Raw genomic sequence first — 16971 nt, forward strand, 5'->3', positions numbered from 1 at the left:
CCACGGTGGACGTGCAGAAGAAGCTCGACGAGATCGTCGAGGCGGTCGGGAGCGCCCGGTCCATGCCCATGTCGGCCTCCTGCGTGGTCAACCGCGCCGAGCTGCTCGCCATGCTCGAGGAGGTGCGCGAGGCGCTGCCCGGCTCGCTGGCCCAGGCGCAGGAGCTCATCGGCGGCCGTGAGCAGCTGGTCGAGCAGGCCCGCCAGGAGGCCGAGCGCATCATCGAGTCCGCGCACGCCGAGCGCGGCTCTCTGATCTCCGACACCCAGGTCGCCCGCCGGTCCCAGGACGAGGCGGACCGCATTCTCTCGGAGGCGCGCCGCGAGGCCGAGGAGATCCGCGCCGAGGCGGACGACTACGTCGACTCCAAGCTCGCCAACTTCGAGGTCGTCCTCACCAAGACCATCGGCTCGGTCGACCGGGGCCGCGAGAAGCTGCTCGGCCGCGGCCCCGCCGGAGCCGGGCAGCACTACGCGGAGGCCGAGGACGACGACGCCCCCGAGTACAGCGCCGACCCTCAGACCCTCAAGCAGCGCGCGGACCAGTACGTCGACGCCAAGCTGGGTGCCTTCGAGGCCGTGCTCTCCAAGACGCTCGACGCGGTGGGCCGCGGCCGGCAGAAGCTGCACGGCCGGATCGCCAGCGACGACCTCGGTGCGCACATGGCCGCCCAGGACGCCGCAGGGGCACACCAGCACACCAGCGACGCCGACTATCTGGCCGGCCTCGCCGAGATCGCCGACCCCCAGCCGCAGGCACCGGCCCCGCAGCAGGACGCGTACGCGTACCAGGCGCAGGCCGAGCCGCAGATGCCCGCCCAGCAGGACCCCTACGCGTATGCCCAGCAGGACGCCTACGCGGGCTACCAGCAGCAGGACCCGTACGCCGCCGCGGGGGCCGGAGCCTACGGGGGGCAGCAGCAGGGCTACGACCAGCAGTACAGCGACCAGCAGTACGGCGGGCCGGATCCGTACGGGTACCCGCCGCAGCCCCAGCAGCAGCCGCCTCAGGTCCCGGCCCAGCAGGGTGCGGCCCTCGACGAGACCAGCCTTTTCGACACCGGCATGATCGACCTGGACCAGCTGCACCGGTACGAACAGGGACGCTGAGACGCCCGGATTGGGTCTACGGCGGCCGTTCCAGTATCCTGGCTCTTCGGTCGCGCGCAGTCTCGCGATCCCGGCTGTCCGCTTCGACTCCGAATCGGGACGGCCCCTCCTCACGATCCGAAAGCAGGAAGAGCCCTGAGCACGCGCCTCGACCACCGCAACCCCCTCGTGTTCGACACGCACGAGCTGGGACGGCGGCCCGGTGCCCTCCAGCGGCTGTCCCGCACGGTGGAGGCGCCCGGTCCGCCGGCGGTCTTCGGTATCGACGGGGTCATCGGTGTACCGGAAGGCGCACCGGTGGAGCTGGACCTCCGCCTCGAGTCGGTCATGGAAGGGGTGCTTGTCACAGGCACCGCCCGTGCAGCGGCCGAGGGGGAGTGCGTAAGGTGTCTGGAGCCGCTGCGCCATGAGGTCGCCGCGGACTTCCAGGAGATGTTCACGTACCCCGACGCCGACGACCGGGGCCGCAGTCACGCTGTGGAGCCCGTCGACGACGCCGAGGACGAGGACACTCTCTTTCTCGAGGACGGCCTGTTCGACCTCGAGCCCGTGCTGCGTGACGCGGTGGTGCTCGCACTGCCGATGCAGCCGGTGTGCCGGGAGAGTTGTGCCGGTCTGTGCTCCGAATGCGGGGTTCGGCTGGACGAGAACCCGGACCACCACCATGACGCCGTCGACATCCGTTGGGCGGCACTGCAGGGACTCGCCGAGACCGTTCAGGACGGCGAGAAGGACAACATGGGCGGCGCCGAAGCGGGCGTCGACGAGAAGCAGGAGAAGTAGCCGTGGCTGTTCCGAAGCGGAAGATGTCGCGCAGCAACACGCGCCACCGCCGGTCGCAGTGGAAGGCTGCGGTCCCCACCCTGGTTTCGTGTGAGCGTTGCCAGGAGCCGAAGCAGCAGCACATCGCGTGCCCGAGCTGCGGCACCTACAACAAGCGCCAGGTCCTCGAGGTCTGAGCGGCTGGTGAGAGGCCCGATGTCTGAGCTGTCCAATGCCAAGAAGCAGGCAGACGCAGTAAACACAGCCAACGCAGCCTCGTCCCACACGCTTCTGGAAGGGCGGCTCGGGTACCACCTCGAGTCCGCCCTTCTGGTACGTGCGCTGACCCACCGTTCGTACGCGTACGAGAACGGCGGTCTGCCCACCAACGAGCGGCTGGAGTTCCTCGGGGACTCGGTGCTCGGCCTGGTGGTCACGGACACGCTGTATCGCACCCACCCCGACCTGCCCGAGGGCCAGCTGGCGAAGCTGCGGGCCGCGGTGGTCAATTCCCGTGCGCTGGCGGAGGTCGGCCGTGGCCTGGAGCTCGGTTCGTTCATCCGGCTCGGCCGGGGCGAAGAGGGCACGGGCGGCCGGGACAAGGCGTCCATCCTCGCCGACACCCTTGAAGCGGTGATCGGCGCGGTCTATCTCGACCAGGGCCTCGAAGCGGCGTCCGAGCTGGTGCACCGGCTCTTCGACCCGCTCATCGAGAAGTCCTCGAACCTCGGTGCCGGCCTGGACTGGAAGACCAGCCTCCAGGAGCTCACGGCTGCCGAGGGGCTCGGAGTACCGGAGTATCTCGTCACCGAGACCGGCCCGGACCATGAGAAGACCTTCACTGCTGCCGCCCGCGTCGGTGGTGTCTCGTACGGCACCGGCACCGGCCGCAGCAAGAAGGAAGCGGAGCAGCAGGCGGCCGAGTCCGCGTGGCGGGAGATCCGTGCCGCCGCGGACGAGCGCGCGGTGGCGGTCAAGGCCTCCGCCGCGACGGCTGCCTCTGACGAAGGGGCCGCCGACGTCCCTTCGGAGTCTGCACCTGCGGACCGGGCCTCGGCCTGAGTCCATGCTTCCGGCTGTTGTCCCCGAGGTCCCTCGCCCCTGGTGAGGGACCTCGGGGCGTTGTGGGTGCGCCCCGCGGCCGGTCGGGGCCCGTGCCTATGGGCCCCATCCGCCGACCGGCGTCAGGGGTGCGGGTGGCGGGGGGCCCGCTGGCACGTCGGGCACCAGTACGCGGAACGGTTCATCCACTTCGCCCGGCGAATCGGCGACCCGCACCGCGGGCACGGTTCACCTTCCCGCCCGTAGACGTTGAGGGACCGGTCGAAGTAGCCGGACCGACCGTTCACGTTCACGTACAGCGCGTCGAACGATGTACCGCCCACCGCGATGGCTTCGTCGAGGACCTCCCGGACCGAGGCGAGCAGACGAGCGGTCACGGGCCGCGTCATCGTCTCCGTCGGGCGCGCCCAGTGCAGCCGGCAGCGCCACAGGGCCTCATCGGCGTAGATCGCCCCAATGCCGCTGACCAGTGTCTGGTCGAGCAGGGCGCGCTTCAGGCCGGTGCGCTTCCCGCGCAGGTTGCGCGCGAAGCCTTCGTCGTCGAACGCCGGGTCGACCGGGTCGCGGGCGATGTGCGCGATGGACGAGGGGAGCGCGGCGCCGCCCGCCGAGACCGACAGGCCGCCGAAGGTGCGCTGGTCCACGAAGCGCAGGTCCGGCCCTCCGTCCTCGAAGGTGAGCGTCACCCGCAGGTGTCTCTCCGGAGCGGTGCCGGAGGGCACCACCAGCAACTGGCCGCTCATCCCCAGGTGCACCACCAGCGCGTCTCCGGAGTCCAGCGGGAGCCAGAGGTACTTTCCCCGTCGCTGCGCCGCCGTCATGGCCCGACCGACGAGCAGCGCGCGGAAGTCATCAGCTCCGGGCAGATGCCGCCGGACGGCCCGAGGGTGGGCCACGGACACGTTCCTGATCGTGCGGTCGAGAGCCCAGCGTTCCAGGCCCAGACGAATCGTCTCGACCTCCGGCAGCTCCGGCACGTGCTCTGCCCTCCACTCTCGGCCCCTACGGCAGCGACGGTTGTCCCATAGATTGTGGCAGCCCCCCGCCGATGCGTTCCGGGCGCCGTATCCCAGGAGGCCCTCGGCAGGGAGCCCCGCCGCGGCGCGACCGAAACGTCCGCTCGTGGCGATCTGCGGACGACCGGGAACCGCGCTATCCGATCGTGGTCGCTTGCTCGCGATGGGCCTTGGAGCTCCACCTCTGCCGCCGGAGTCCTTCGAGTCCGTCGAGGAGAAGATCGAGCGCGAACTCGAACTCGAACTGGTCGTCGCAGCCCGGGCCGACAACCGACCGTTCGTCGTGGGCAGCCCCTGACGCGATCTCCGCGAGGTGGGGGTACGTGCCCGCCATCTCGCGCAGCATGGCTTCCCGCACAGCCGGGTCGACGCCTGCGGAGTCGTCGAACAGCTCCTGCGTGAACCCGAACATGCGGCTGCCGAGCGCGTGCATCGCATGATGTGTGAGGTCGACGGAGAAGCCGTCGGCCCGGAACATCCCGGTCATCGAGTCCATGTACTCCAACACGACCGGAGTCGGCGTGGTGCGCGACTCGATCACCCGAGAAGCCCACGGGTGGCGCAGAAGCGCCCGGCGCGCGGAGAGGATCCTCCGCCGGACCGCCGTCCTCCACTCCGTGCCGGGATGCGGCGGGTCGATCTCGCCGACCACGACGTCGACCATGCCTGCCAGAAGCTCTTCCTTGTTCGCCACGTGCTTGTAGAGCGCCATCGGCACAACACCCAGCTCCTGAGCGAGCTTGCGCATGCTGACGGCGTCGATCCCGGAGGCGTCGGCGAGCGCGACGGCGGCGCGCAGCACCCGGTCCCTGCTCAAGGGGACTCGGCGCGCGGCCTCCCTCTGCTCTCCCATCGGATCACCTTCCCACGCGACGTCGCCGCCCGACGCCCCCTTGACAGGTGTACAGCGTACACCTATGGTCCCGAGTGGATTGGGTGTACGCCGTACACCTAGCCGTGGAAGAGGGTCGACATGAGTTCAAGCAGAAAGTCCGCAGTGGTCGCGGGCGTGTTCTTCCTGGTCACGGAGATCGCCGCGATCGCCGGGCTGGTGCTGTACCAGCCGGTCCTGAGCGACGTGAACTACGTCATCGGCGCCGGCGCCGACACGCGCGTACTGCTGGGCGGGTTCTTCGAGGTCATCCTTGTCGTCGCCGTCATCGGCACAGGGGTCACGCTGTATCCGGTCGTCAAGAGGCAGAACCGCAGCGTCGCCCTCGGATACCTCTGCGCACGCCTTCTGGAAGCCGCCGTCATCGTCGTCGGCATCATCGGCGTCCTGTCGGTCGTGACGTTGCGCCAGGACCTCGCGGGAGCTGCGGGCGCGGACAGGGCTGCGCTCACCGTCGTCGGGAGGTCGCTCGTCGCCGTCCACGACTGGACGTTCCTGCTCGGCCCCAACCTCGTTCTGGGAGCGAACAGCCTGCTGCTGGCCCACCTGATGTACCGGTCCCGGCTCGTGCCGCGGTTCATCGCCGTGCTGGGGCTCGTCGGAGGCCCCCTCATCTGCGCGTCGGCGATCGCCGTGCTGTTCGGGCTCTACGACCAGCTCTCCGTGTGGGGCTCGATCGCCGCACTCCCCGTGTTCGCGTGGGAGGTCAGTCTTGCCGTCCATCTCATCGCCAAGGGGTTCAAGCCGCCGCCCGTTGCCGCCCGCGGCGTCCCCGCCGTCGAACCGAACCCAGGGCTGTCCGCCGCGTGAGAGCCGTGACCTCGCGGTCCGCGGTCGCCCCGTACTCGCGGGGCGGCCGCGTCATGCCGACCGAGCCCGCCCGCGGTGTCAGAGGCCGTCGCCGCGCTCCGTGCTCCGGCTTTTGGCGTCGTAGTTGTGCCGAGCGGCCAATACCTCGGGCATCCGGCCCTCCACCAGGTGAATGAGCCCGAGCAGTCGCTCGGCTACGGCCCGGCCGAGGTCGGTGAGCTCGTAGTCCACCCGCGGCGGATTCGTCGGCTGGGCCTCCCGGTGCACCAGTCCGTCCCGCTCCAGAGCGTGCAGCGTCTGGGAGAGCATTTTCTCGCTCACCCCGTCGATGCGGCGCCGCAGCTCGTTGAAGCGCAGGGACCCCTCGTACAGGGCGCCGATCGTCAGGCTGCCCCAGCGTCCCGTCACATGCTCCAGCGTGCCGCGCGAGGGGCACTGCCGGGAGAACACGTCGAACGCCAGGTCGTTGTCCATGCTGGCCAACCATACTCGAGTGCAGCGCTAACTCTAAGGTTGCGCTTTCGAATGGTTAGTGCTTTCCTTTCGTCATCCACTGAGCAGCACCGTCGACGAGGAGTCCCCTGCCGTGACCACGCCTGTCGTCTCGATCGCCTATCACTCCGGCTACGGCCACACCGCTGTTGTCGCCGAAGCCGTCCGCGCCGGCGCCGCCGAGGCCGGCGCCACCGCCCACCTGATCAAGGTCGACGAGATCACCGACACCGAATGGGAGCTGCTGGACGGCTCCGACGCGATCATCTTCGGCTCGCCGACCTACATGGGTACCGCCTCCGGTGCCTTCCATCAGTTCGCCGAGGAGACCTCCAAGCGCTGGTTCAGCAAGTCCTGGCACGACAAGCTGGCCGCCGGATTCACCAACTCGGGTTCCAAGAGCGGCGACAAGCTGCACACCCTGCAGTTCTTCCAGACGCTGGCCTCCCAGCACGCCATGATCTGGGTGCCGCTGGGTCTGGCCCCGGGCTGGAACTCCACCGAGGGCTCCGAGAACGACCTCAACCGCCTCGGCTTCTTCGCCGGCGCCGCCGCCCAGACCAATGCCGACGAGGGCCCGGAGGGCGTGCACAAGGCGGACATCGCGACCGCCGAGCACCTCGGCCGCCGGGTCGCCGAGACGGCCCGGGTCTTCTCCGCAGGACGTATCGCCGTCGCTGCGTAACGCGTACGGCCAGGGCCCCGAACACCGTCCGGTGTTCGGGGCCCTGGCCGTTCGTACTGCTGCCGCTACGGCTGGAAGCCGAAGTCCTGTGTCCACCACGGGCCGCCGTCGCCCATGAACACGCCGACGCCCAGCGTCTTGTAGTCGCAGTTCAGGATGTTCTGGCGGTGACCCTCGCTGTTCATCCAGGCGTCCATCACCGCGGCGGCGTCGGCCTGCCCGCGAGCGATGTTCTCACCGCCCAGGTTGGTGACGCCTGCCTTGGCGGCGCGGTCCCACGGAGTGGCCCCGTCGGGGTTGGTGTGGTCGAAGAAGCCGCGCTCGGCCATGTCGACGCTGAAGGCGTCCGCCAGCTTTGCCAGTCCGGGATCGGCCTTGACCGGGCTGCAGCCGACCTTCTCGCGCTCGTCGTTCACCAGCTTCAGCACGGCTGCCTCGGCGGTGGTCTCGGCGCTCGGCGTGGTCGGGGCTGCCGGCTTCGACGGCTTCGACGGCTCGGCGGTTCGGATGGGAGCACTCGAGCGCTCGCGGGTGGGAGCCGGGCTCGGCTTCTTCTTGGCCTCGGGTGCCTTCGCGGCCTTCGAAGGCGCGGCCGACGGCTTGGTCGGCGGCTTGGGCTGCTTGGCCGGCTTGGTCGGCGCGGCAGAGGGCTTCTTCGCCGGCGCCGTGGGACGTACGGAGTCGTGGCTCGGCGAGGCGGGGATGCCGGCGGTCGGCTTCGCGCTCGTCTCGCCCTGCGTCCGCAGTTCGGGGGCACTCCGGGTGCGCACCTGCGAACTGGAGTCGCCCGCGGAACCCACGGTGAACGTGTCGCCGCCCGGCAGCAGACCGGTGGTCACGGCCACCGCGCCGACCGCCATGGCTGCGGAGGCGCCGAGCAGCCCGGTGCGTATGGGCAGACCCTTCTTCCGGCGATGGCGTCCCATCTGCACTGCCTTCCTAGGTATTCGGCGTACGTCCTATTCGACGTCCGACGTCCGCATACTCACCCATTCGAGTGAGTCTCATTGGGTGGGGACTGTACGCGAATACGCGTGGGGGTGAAGTGCTGCCTGAGTAATGCGCCGGTTACCGTGCACTCATGACAGATGCTGCACGGCTCACCGCCTGGGTACGCGGCCGAGTACAGGGAGTGGGCTTTCGCTGGTTCACCAGGGCAAACGCTTTGGAGATCGGTGGCCTCACCGGCTTCGCCGTGAATCTTGAGGACGGCCGGGTGCAGGTTGTCGCCGAGGGTCCACGTGAGAATTGCCACCGTTTGCTGGAGTGGCTTCGCTCCGGCGACACGCCCGGCCGGGTCGACGGAGTCACTGAGATCTGGGACACCCCCCGCGGCGGTTACGAGGACTTCGCCATTCGCTGAGCCGGGCCCCGGGCACCCCGCGGCGCGCCGTGTCACGTTCTCCACGATCGGCGGAAGGGACATGCCAAAGGCAGCTGCGTTCGGCGGGAATGACCTGGTGGTTGCCAAGAAGAGGCATCTCGTGCCAGGCTGCGCGAGTAACGATGATCGCCACGCCCCCCAGGGCCCCGCAGGTCAGGCTCCGCCGCAGGTTTCAGCGGCCGTACGCCCCCGGGTTGCCCGCCGATACGGGGTGTGATCGTGTTGACCGTCAAACTTTTTGGTGAGACTCTGGAAGTCCCCGCGCACCTCAGCTGTTTGGCAGTGAGCATCGCAGCGACAACAAGCAGTAATCACGCACTGCCAGGCACCGCGGGTGCGAATCCCTCACGACCCACACCGATTCGGTCGGTCACTCAGTGTGGAGGACCATCCATCATGGCAAAGGCGCTTCTCGGTTATGTCGGCGGTTCCGATCCGCGACTCCTCGCCGAGATGCGACGGCTTCAGCAGCGCGTCCAGGATCTTGAATCCGAGCTTGTACGGATTCAGTCCGAGAATGACGCGCTCAATGCTGCCGTCGCTCAGCACCCTGGAGAGTCGCTGCTCGACGGCATCGACATCGATGTACCCCAGGCGGAGCCCGCACTCACCTGAGCACGGTTCTGCTGGAGTTCATCGAAGCAAGATATGCAAGGGACGCCTAGGCGTCCCTTCTTTCTTTTCGGCTCGGCCGCAGCCGGTACCTCGCCCCCTTGCAGTGCTTCCTTTAACGTCTGATGTGCCCTGCACCTTCATGGGTGAAACCGCAAGCGAAAGGTAGAGTCCGGCGGCGTGCACCTCAAGGCCATGACCCTGCGCGGCTTCAAGTCGTTCGCCTCCGCCACCACGCTTCGGTTCGAGCCGGGCATCACCTGCGTGGTGGGCCCCAACGGCTCCGGCAAGTCCAATGTGGTGGACGCGCTTTCCTGGGTCATGGGTGAACAGGGAGCCAAGTCGCTGCGCGGCGGGAAGATGGAGGACGTCATCTTCGCCGGGACGACCGGGCGGCCGCCGCTCGGCCGCGCCGAGGTCTCCCTCACCATCGACAACTCCGACGGCGCGCTCCCCATCGAATACGCCGAGGTCACCATCACGCGGATCATGTTCCGCAACGGCGGCAGCGAATACCAGATCAACGGCGACACCTGTCGGCTGCTGGACATCCAGGAGCTCTTGTCGGACTCCGGCATCGGCCGCGAGATGCACGTCATCGTCGGGCAGGGCCAGCTGGACTCCGTCCTGCACGCCGACCCCATGGGACGCCGGGCCTTCATCGAGGAGGCCGCCGGCGTTCTCAAGCACCGCAAGCGCAAAGAGAAGGCGCTGCGGAAGCTGGACGCGATGCAGGCCAACCTCGCCCGCGTCCAGGACCTGACCGACGAACTGCGCCGCCAGCTCAAGCCGCTGGGACGACAGGCGGCCGTCGCCCGGCGGGCCGCCGTCATCCAGGCCGATCTGCGCGACGCCCGGCTGCGGCTGCTCGCCGACGATCTCGTGAGGATGCGGCAGGCACTGCGCAGCGAGATCGCCGACGAGGCCGCGCTCAAGGAACGCAAGGACGCCGCGGAGGCGGAGCTCAAGGCGGCGCTGACCCGTGAGGCGGAGCTGGAGGACGAGGTACGGCGCCTCGCGCCGCGGCTGCAGCGCGCCCAGCAGAACTGGTACGAGCTCTCCCAGCTCGCCGAACGCGTGCGCGGCACGATCTCGCTCGCGGACGCTCGGGTCAAGAGCGCCACCGCCCAGCCCGCCGAGGAGCGGCGTGGGCGCGAACCGGAGGACATGGAGCGCGAGGCCGCACGCATCCGCGAGCAGGAGGCGGAGCTCGAGGCCGCGCTGGAGGCGGCGGAGCGCGCCTTGGAGGACACTGTCGCGCACCGCGCCGAACTGGAGCGGGAGCTCACGGTCGAGGAGCGCCGGCTCAAGGACGTGGCCCGGGCGATCGCCGACCGGCGCGAGGGGCTCGCCCGACTGAACGGACAGGTCAACGCGGCCCGTTCGCGCGCGGCATCGGCTCAGGCCGAGATCGACCGCCTCGCTGCCGCACGTGACGAGGCCCAGGAGCGGGCCGTCGCCGCGCAGGAGGAGTACGAGCAGCTCAAGGCCGAGGTCGACGGCCTGGACGCCGGCGACTCGGCGCTCGCCGAACAGCACGACGCGGCCAAGCGTGAGAAGGCCGAGGCGGAGACGGCGCTCGGCGCGGCCAGGGAGGCGCTGACCGCCGCGGAACGCCGACGCGCCGCGGTGGCCGCCCGGCGCGAGGCACTCGCGCTCGGCCTGCGCCGCAAGGACGGCACCGGAACGCTGCTCGCCGCACAGGACCGCCTCGGCGGTCTGCTCGGCCCGGCCGCACGGCTGCTCACTGTGACCCCCGGCTTCGAGATCCCGGTGGCCGCCGCCCTGGGCGCGGCGGCGGACGCGGTGGCGGTCTCCAGCCCCGCCACGGCCGCAGAAGCGATCCGCCTGCTGCGCAAACAGGACGGCGGCCGGGCGGCAATGCTGCTGGCGGGCGCTGTCGGGCCGGATCCGGACGGGGCACATGACGAGGTGTGCGATGCCGTGCGCGGCGGTGGCGCCGGCGGCGCGGACGCCGTGGCCGGGCCGGATGGCAGGACTGCCGCCGCGCAGGTGTACGCGGAGCGGGAGCCGCTGAGCGTGAGCCGGGAGGGCGCTGCCCTGGACGGTGACGGCGCGGCCGGTGTGCGGAGGGTGGCCGGGCGGGTCGTGGACGGGCCCGCGTATGCCACCGATCTTGTGCGCGGCCCCGAGGAACTCATGCCCGCCGTGCGGCGGCTGCTGCGCGGCATGGTCGTCGTCGGGACACTCGAGGACGCCGAGGAGCTGGTGTACGCGCGGCCCGAGCTGACCGCCGTCACCTCCGAGGGCGACGTGCTCGGCGCGCACTTCGCGCAGGGCGGCTCCGCCGGGGCGCCCAGTCTGCTCGAGGTGCAGGCATCCGTCGACGAGGCCGCGGCCGAGCTCGAGGAGCTGGCCGTGCGGTGCGAGGAGCTGGCCGGCGCACAGCGGCAGGCTGTCGCCCGGCACGGTGAATGTGCCGCGCTCGTCGAGGAGTTGGGGGAGCGCCGCCGAGCTGCGGACCGTGAGAAGTCTGCCGTGTCGGGACAGCTGGGACGCCTCGCCGGGCAGGCGCGCGGCGCCGCGGGCGAGGCCGAGCGGACCACCGCCGCCGCCGCCCGCGCCCAGGAGGCGCTGGAGCGGGCCCGCGAGGAGGCCGAGGAGCTCGCCGAGCGGCTGCTCGTGGCCGAGGAGACCCCGGTCGAGGAGGAGCCCGACACCCATGTGAGGGACCGGCTCGCCGCGGACGGCGCCAACGCACGTCAGACCGAGATGGAGGCCCGCCTCCAGGTCCGTACGCACGAGGAGCGGGTGAAGGGGCTCGCCGGCCGGGCCGACGCGCTGGACCGGGGAGCGCGTGCCGAGCGCGAGGCCCGGTCGCGCGCCGAGCAGCGGCGCGCGAGGCTGCGGCACGAGGCCGAGGTCGCTGCCGCCGTGGCGAGTGGCGCCCGCCAGTTGCTGGCGCATGTCGAGGTGTCGCTCGTACGGGCCGAGGCGGAGCGCGGATCGGCCGAGGCGGCCAAGGAGGAGCGCGAGCGGGAGCTGACCACCGCCCGCAACCAGGGCCGCGATCTGAAGGGCGAGCTCGACAAGCTGACGGACTCGGTGCACCGCGGGGAGGTGCTCGGCGCGGAGAAGCGGCTGAGGATCGAGCAGCTGGAGACCAGGGCTCTGGAGGAGCTGGGCGTGGAACCGGCCGGGCTGGTGTCGGACTACGGTCCTGACCAGCTCGTGCCACCGTCGCCGCCCGCCGAGGGCGAGGAACTGCCCGAGGACCCGGAGCATCCCCGTAACCTGCCCCGGCCGTTCGTACGTGCCGAGCAGGAGAAGCGCCTCAAGGCGGCCGAACGGGCCTACCAGCAGCTCGGAAAGGTGAATCCGCTGGCGCTGGAGGAGTTCTCGGCGCTGGAGGAACGGCACAAGTTCCTCTCGGAGCAGCTTGAAGACCTGAAGAAGACCCGGGCCGATCTGCTGCAGGTGGTCAAAGAGGTCGACGAGCGCGTCGAGCAGGTTTTCACCGAGGCGTACCGGGACACCGCCCGGGAGTTCGAGGGGGTCTTCTCCCGGCTCTTCCCCGGCGGCGAGGGCCGGCTCATCCTCACCGATCCCGACAACATGCTCACCACGGGCGTGGACGTCGAGGCGCGGCCGCCCGGCAAGAAGGTGAAACGGCTCTCGCTGCTGTCCGGCGGCGAGCGGTCGCTGACGGCCGTGGCGATGCTGGTGTCGATCTTCAAGGCCCGGCCCAGTCCGTTCTATGTGATGGACGAGGTCGAGGCGGCGCTCGACGACACCAACCTCCAGCGGCTGATCCGGATCATGCAGGAGCTGCAGGAGAGCTCACAGCTGATCGTGATCACGCACCAGAAGCGGACCATGGAGGTCGCGGACGCGCTGTACGGCGTATCGATGCAGGGAGACGGCGTCTCCAAGGTCATCAGCCAGCGTCTCCGTTAACAGATCTTCAAAACTTGTACACAAGTCGGTCGCTTACTCGGCACTTCCGTTCCGGAGCCTCCTCTTGACTTCGAAACTTGAAGGCATAGTCTCTGCAACGTTGTCTTTACCTTCAAGTGGTGGGCGGCGGCATGTTGTGCGCCACTTGAAGGGCTCGCCCCCCCACGTCCGGCGCTGCTGCCGGGCGGCCCCAGGAGTGCATGTGACAGGCACAGCGCAGCCGCAGCCGCAGTCGCCCGAAGGTCGTAAGGCCCGGCCCGAGCATCTCAGCCATGTCGTCTTCATCGCGGCAGCGGCCGCGATGGGTGGCTTCCTCTTCGGCTACGACAGTGCGGTGATCAACGGAGCCGTCGAGGCGATCCGTAGCCGCTTCGACGTCGGTTCCCAGGTCCTTGCCCAGGTCATCGCCGCCGCGCTGATCGGTTGTGCCATCGGCGCCGCGATCGCGGGCCGGATCGCCGACCGCATCGGCCGGATCCGGGTCATGCAGATCGCCTCGGTGCTGTTCACCGCCAGCGCGATCGGCTCCGCGCTGCCGTTCGCCCTCTGGGACCTCGCCATGTGGCGTGTGGTGGGCGGTGTCGCCATCGGCATGGCCTCGGTCATCGCCCCGGCCTATATCGCCGAGGTCTCCCCGTCCGCCTACCGCGGGCGCCTCGCCTCCTTCCAGCAGGCCGCCATCGTCACCGGCATCGCCGTCTCGCAGCTGGTCAACTATGCCGTCCTCAACCTGGCGGGCGGCGAGCAACGCGGCGAGATCGCCGGCTTCGAGGCCTGGCAGTGGATGCTCGGCATCATGATCGTCCCGGCCGTGCTGTACGGCCTGCTGTCCCTGGTCATTCCCGAGTCGCCCCGCTACCTGATCTCGGTCGGCCGTGAGGACCAGGCCCGGAAGGTGCTCCGCGACGTCGAGGGCAAGCAGGTGAACCTGGACACGCGGGTCGCCGAGATCGAGCTCAACATGCGGCACGAGCAGAAGCCCACGTTCAAGGACCTGATGGGCGGCAGGTTCCTGTTCCTGCCGATCGTCTGGATCGGCATCGGCCTCTCCGTCTTTCAGCAGCTCGTCGGCATCAATGTGATCTTCTACTACAGCTCCTCGCTGTGGCAGTCCGTCGGCATCGACCCGGAGAGCTCGTTCCTCTACTCCTTCGAGACGTCCATCGTGAACATCATCGGCACGGTGATCGCGATGCTGCTCGTCGACCGGCTCGGCCGCAAGCCGCTCGCGCTCATCGGCTCTGTCGGCATGACGATCTCGCTGGGCCTGGCTGCCTGGGCGTTCTCGTACAAGACCGGCACCGGCACGGACATCTCACTGCCCGATCTCCAGGGCACGGTCGCCCTCTTCGCGGCCAACTTCTTCGTGCTCTTCTTCGCCCTCTCCTGGGGCGTCGTGGTGTGGGTGCTGCTCGGCGAGATGTTCCCGGGCAAGATCCGCGCCGCCGCGCTGGGTGTCGCCGCCTCGGCCCAGTGGATCGCCAACTGGCTGATCACCGTGACCTTCCCGCCCCTGTCCGACTGGGATCTGTCGGGCGCGTACGTCATCTACACATTCTTCGCCCTGCTCTCGATCCCCTTCATCCTCAAGTGGGTGCCGGAGACGAAGGGCAAGGCGTTGGAGGAGATGGGCTAATCCCCGCTGTCCCTCTCCTCGCCACGGAAACTGCCCCGGCTCAGCGCGTGAGCCGGGGCAGCACCGTCTCGCAGAGCAGCTCCAGGCTGCGCCGGCCCTCGTCCACCGGCATCCCGCCGCACAGAGGGTGCAGGACCAGGCTCGGTGCCCCGCCCCGCGCCCCGAGCTCCACGCACTCGTCCGGCGTGACGATCCGGTACACGCCCTCGCGCCGCAGCTCCTCGACCGTGGTCGCCTCGGAGCGCACCGCGGACCGGATGTCCTTGGACTGCCAGGAGGCATACGTCCGTGCCTCGTGCAGGAAGTGCTCGCCGTACAGCGCCCAGGCCCGGTCCGGGTCCTCGGCGAGATGCAGCAGCTCGGTCCGCTCGGCGGGCATCATGCAAAAGCCCTCTGTGCCGTACTCCGCCCGTTGCTCGTTGTAGTAGGCCTCCAGCTCCGGCAGATGCGCGCTGGGGAAGAACGGCAGCCCGAACCGGGCCGCGCGGCGGGCGGCGGCCCGCGAGGAACCGCCGACCAGCAGCATCGGATGCGGCTGCGTGTACGGGCGCGGGGTGACGCGCACGGTGCGGCCGCGGTACGTGAACGCTTCACCGCTCCATGCCGTGAGCAGCGTGTGGACCAGCTCGTCCTGGAGCGCGCCGCGCCGCCCCCACTCCACGCCCTGCTGCTCGTACTCTTCCGGCCGGTAGCCGATGCCCGCGACGGTGATCAGCCGGCCCGTGCCGATCAGATCGAGTACGGCGATGTCCTCGGCCAGCCGCAGCGGATCGTAGAGCGGCCCGATGATCGCGGAGACGGTGACCGCGATCCGCCGTGTCGAGCCCAGGACCGCGCCCGCGAAGACGAAGGGGGAGGGCAGCCAGTTGTTCACGGCCCCGTGGTGCTCCTCGGTCTGCACGGTGTCGACCCCGTGCCCGTCGGCGTAGGCCGCCATCTCCAGCGCCGCCCGATAGCGCGCCGACAGACTCTCGGGTGTGGCGCCGGGATCGACGAGATTGAAGCGGACAACGGTGAATGCCATGGGAGCGTCCCCCTCCGCCGGGTGTGGACATGGCGAAGGGGGACGTTAGCTGACGTGGCGTCAGATGACTAGACGGGCAGGGGCACGGACTCACTGTGCGGGAGCGGCACCACCGCGTACCGCGGCGACCGCTGCCGCCCGGCCGAGGCCCTTCTCCCCGATCCGGGAAGCGGCGGGCGGCGACATGGGGCCGGACGGCGGACCGGTCCGGCCGGTACGGCAAACCCCCTGTTGGAGGACGGACCCCGAGGCGAGGGGTCACGCATACTGGACGCGTTATGGAAATCGTCATCCTTGCTGTAGTCATCGCCCTGGTCGCGGTCGGCGCGATCAGCGGGCTCGTGGTCAGCAGCCGCAAGAAGAAGCAGCTGCCGCCCCAGGCGCCGTCGAGCACGCCGACCATCACTGCTCCGCCCGCCGAACCGCATGTCGGCGACGAGGCGGAGACGCCGCGGGACGAACCCCGCCGCACCATCGAGGAGGTCGACCTCCCGAGCGCCGACGACGCCGTCGCAACGCCGGTCGCCGTCGAGGACCCGGTCGTCGCCGAGCCTGTCGCTCCCGAGATCGAGATCCCGGAGCCGACCGCCGGCCGGCTGATCCGGCTGCGCGCCCGGCTCGCCCGCTCCCAGAACTCGCTCGGCAAGGGGCTGTTGACGCTCCTGTCCCGCGAGCGCCTCGACGACGAGACCTGGGAGGAGATCGAGGACACGCTCCTCACCGCCGATGTCGGCGTCGCTCCGACGCAGGAGCTGGTCGAGCGGCTGCGCGAGCGCGTGAAGGTCCTCGGCACCCGTTCCCCCGAAGAGCTGCGCACGCTGCTGCGCGAAGAGCTGCTCACGCTGCTCGGCACCGACTTCGACCGCGCGGTCAAGACCGAGAGCGGTGTCGACACCCCCGGCGTCGTCATGATCGTCGGGGTGAACGGCACCGGAAAGACCACTACCACCGGCAAGCTGGCCCGCGTCCTGGTCGCGGACGGGCGCTCCGTGGTCCTCGGTGCGGCGGACACCTTCCGCGCCGCCGCCGCCGATCAGCTGCAGACCTGGGGCGAGCGGGTGGGCGCGCGCACGGTACGCGGCCCCGAGGGCGGCGACCCGGCCTCCATCGCGTTCGACGCGGTCAAGGAGGGCATCGCCGAGGGTGCGGACGTCGTGCTCATCGACACCGCGGGCCGGCTGCACACCAAGACGGGCCTGATGGACGAGCTCGGCAAGGTCAAGCGCGTCGTGGAGAAGCACGGCCCGCTGGACGAGGTCCTGCTGGTCCTGGACGCCACCACCGGTCAGAACGGCCTGGTGCAGGCGCGGGTGTTCGCGGAGGTCGTGGACATCACTGGCATCGTGCTGACCAAGCTGGACGGCACGGCCAAGGGCGGCATCGTCATCGCGGTCCAGCGGGAGCTGGGCGTGCCGGTCAAGCTCGTCGGCCTCGGCGAGGGCGCGGACGACCTGGCCCCCTTCGAGCCGGGAGCGTTCGTCGACGCGCTCATCGGGGACTGACCGCAGGCGTGATCACGATGGCCCGGCCGCACGCGCGGCCGGGCCATCGTGCTGTGCGGGCCCGTGG

16 protein-coding genes are annotated in these 16971 nt (G+C 70.0%); 11 read left to right on the forward strand and 5 right to left on the reverse strand.

Features of this window, described 5'->3' with window-relative positions; translation table 11 throughout:
- Positions 1–5 precede the first annotated feature (5 nt).
- The 4 genes from ACFYWI_RS02000 to rnc all read left to right on the forward strand — a co-directional run bounded on the left by ACFYWI_RS02000 (position 6) and on the right by rnc (position 2933).
- Entirely contained in the window at positions 6–1109 is a 1104-nt protein-coding gene (locus tag ACFYWI_RS02000) for an ATP synthase F0 subunit B (RefSeq protein ID WP_389223975.1), read from the forward strand.
- 168 nt (positions 1110–1277) lie between these two features.
- The gene (locus ACFYWI_RS02005) at positions 1278–1892 is read left to right on the forward strand and encodes a YceD family protein (RefSeq protein ID WP_389223978.1); all 615 of its coding nucleotides are present in this window, start codon (positions 1278–1280) and stop codon (positions 1890–1892) included.
- 2 nt (positions 1893–1894) lie between these two features.
- On the forward strand, positions 1895–2068 hold the full coding sequence (gene rpmF, locus ACFYWI_RS02010; RefSeq protein WP_026165248.1) for a 50S ribosomal protein L32: 174 nt from the start codon (positions 1895–1897) through the stop codon (positions 2066–2068).
- 19 nt (positions 2069–2087) lie between these two features.
- Entirely contained in the window at positions 2088–2933 is an 846-nt protein-coding gene (gene rnc / locus ACFYWI_RS02015) for a ribonuclease III (protein ID WP_389223982.1), read from the forward strand.
- A gap of 122 nt (positions 2934–3055) precedes the next feature.
- Here the strand turns inward: rnc and mutM are convergent, their stop codons facing one another.
- The gene (mutM, locus tag ACFYWI_RS02020) at positions 3056–3910 is read right to left on the reverse strand and encodes a bifunctional DNA-formamidopyrimidine glycosylase/DNA-(apurinic or apyrimidinic site) lyase (protein ID WP_389223985.1); all 855 of its coding nucleotides are present in this window, start codon (positions 3908–3910) and stop codon (positions 3056–3058) included.
- 175 nt (positions 3911–4085) lie between these two features.
- Positions 4086–4802, reverse strand: a complete 717-nt coding sequence (locus ACFYWI_RS02025; RefSeq protein ID WP_389223988.1) for a TetR/AcrR family transcriptional regulator — start codon at positions 4800–4802, stop codon at positions 4086–4088.
- A gap of 120 nt (positions 4803–4922) precedes the next feature.
- Here ACFYWI_RS02025 and ACFYWI_RS02030 point away from each other — a divergent pair, with 120 nt between their 5' ends.
- On the forward strand, positions 4923–5651 hold the full coding sequence (locus tag ACFYWI_RS02030; RefSeq protein ID WP_389223991.1) for a DUF4386 domain-containing protein: 729 nt from the start codon (positions 4923–4925) through the stop codon (positions 5649–5651).
- A gap of 78 nt (positions 5652–5729) precedes the next feature.
- Here ACFYWI_RS02030 and ACFYWI_RS02035 read toward each other — a convergent pair whose 3' ends face one another.
- Complete coding sequence (locus ACFYWI_RS02035; protein ID WP_389223994.1) at positions 5730–6125, reverse strand: winged helix-turn-helix transcriptional regulator; 396 nt, start codon at positions 6123–6125, stop codon at positions 5730–5732.
- 112 nt (positions 6126–6237) lie between these two features.
- Here ACFYWI_RS02035 and ACFYWI_RS02040 point away from each other — a divergent pair, with 112 nt between their 5' ends.
- On the forward strand, positions 6238–6828 hold the full coding sequence (locus tag ACFYWI_RS02040) for a flavodoxin family protein (RefSeq protein WP_389223999.1): 591 nt from the start codon (positions 6238–6240) through the stop codon (positions 6826–6828).
- A gap of 65 nt (positions 6829–6893) precedes the next feature.
- Here ACFYWI_RS02040 and ACFYWI_RS02045 read toward each other — a convergent pair whose 3' ends face one another.
- Entirely contained in the window at positions 6894–7754 is an 861-nt protein-coding gene (locus tag ACFYWI_RS02045; RefSeq protein WP_389224002.1) for a CAP domain-containing protein, read from the reverse strand.
- A 155-nt stretch (positions 7755–7909) separates the two neighbouring features.
- Here ACFYWI_RS02045 and ACFYWI_RS02050 point away from each other — a divergent pair, with 155 nt between their 5' ends.
- The 4 genes from ACFYWI_RS02050 (at position 7910) to ACFYWI_RS02065 (ending at position 14378) form a co-directional block, all read left to right on the forward strand.
- Complete coding sequence (locus tag ACFYWI_RS02050) at positions 7910–8191, forward strand: acylphosphatase (RefSeq protein ID WP_389224005.1); 282 nt, start codon at positions 7910–7912, stop codon at positions 8189–8191.
- 417 nt (positions 8192–8608) lie between these two features.
- Positions 8609–8827 carry a hypothetical protein gene (locus ACFYWI_RS02055; protein WP_215097132.1) on the forward strand — a complete coding sequence of 73 codons (219 nt, stop codon included), beginning with the start codon at positions 8609–8611 and terminating at the stop codon, positions 8825–8827.
- A gap of 177 nt (positions 8828–9004) precedes the next feature.
- Positions 9005–12742 (forward strand): AAA family ATPase, encoded by a 3738-nt coding sequence (locus tag ACFYWI_RS02060; protein WP_389224008.1) that lies wholly within the window; start codon positions 9005–9007, stop codon positions 12740–12742.
- Between the two features lie 202 nt (positions 12743–12944).
- The gene (locus ACFYWI_RS02065) at positions 12945–14378 is read left to right on the forward strand and encodes a sugar porter family MFS transporter (RefSeq protein ID WP_389224011.1); all 1434 of its coding nucleotides are present in this window, start codon (positions 12945–12947) and stop codon (positions 14376–14378) included.
- 40 nt (positions 14379–14418) lie between these two features.
- Here ACFYWI_RS02065 and ACFYWI_RS02070 read toward each other — a convergent pair whose 3' ends face one another.
- Positions 14419–15402 (reverse strand): LLM class flavin-dependent oxidoreductase, encoded by a 984-nt coding sequence (locus tag ACFYWI_RS02070; RefSeq protein ID WP_389224014.1) that lies wholly within the window; start codon positions 15400–15402, stop codon positions 14419–14421.
- A 278-nt stretch (positions 15403–15680) separates the two neighbouring features.
- Here ACFYWI_RS02070 and ftsY point away from each other — a divergent pair, with 278 nt between their 5' ends.
- The gene (gene ftsY, locus ACFYWI_RS02075; protein ID WP_389224017.1) at positions 15681–16904 is read left to right on the forward strand and encodes a signal recognition particle-docking protein FtsY; all 1224 of its coding nucleotides are present in this window, start codon (positions 15681–15683) and stop codon (positions 16902–16904) included.
- Positions 16905–16971: the final 67 nt, after the last annotated feature.

This window comes from Streptomyces sp. NPDC002889 (assembly GCF_042888425.1).
Taxonomy (GTDB): Bacteria; Actinomycetota; Actinomycetes; order Streptomycetales; family Streptomycetaceae; genus Streptomyces.

Bases quoted from the DNA above. Each gene is read 5' to 3' on its own strand.
- ACFYWI_RS02050 (WP_389224005.1), top strand. From the start codon at position 7,910: ATGACAGATGCTGCACGGCTCACCGCCTGGGTACGCGGCCGAGTACAG.
- ACFYWI_RS02025 (WP_389223988.1), bottom strand. From the start codon at position 4,802: ATGGGAGAGCAGAGGGAGGCCGCGCGCCGAGTCCCCTTGAGCAGGGAC.
- ftsY (WP_389224017.1), top strand. From the start codon at position 15,681: ATGGAAATCGTCATCCTTGCTGTAGTCATCGCCCTGGTCGCGGTCGGC.
- ACFYWI_RS02030 (WP_389223991.1), top strand. From the start codon at position 4,923: ATGAGTTCAAGCAGAAAGTCCGCAGTGGTCGCGGGCGTGTTCTTCCTG.
- ACFYWI_RS02045 (WP_389224002.1), bottom strand. From the start codon at position 7,754: ATGGGACGCCATCGCCGGAAGAAGGGTCTGCCCATACGCACCGGGCTG.
- ACFYWI_RS02035 (WP_389223994.1), bottom strand. From the start codon at position 6,125: ATGGACAACGACCTGGCGTTCGACGTGTTCTCCCGGCAGTGCCCCTCG.
- ACFYWI_RS02070 (WP_389224014.1), bottom strand. From the start codon at position 15,402: ATGGCATTCACCGTTGTCCGCTTCAATCTCGTCGATCCCGGCGCCACA.
- ACFYWI_RS02055 (WP_215097132.1), top strand. From the start codon at position 8,609: ATGGCAAAGGCGCTTCTCGGTTATGTCGGCGGTTCCGATCCGCGACTC.
- rnc (WP_389223982.1), top strand. From the start codon at position 2,088: ATGTCTGAGCTGTCCAATGCCAAGAAGCAGGCAGACGCAGTAAACACA.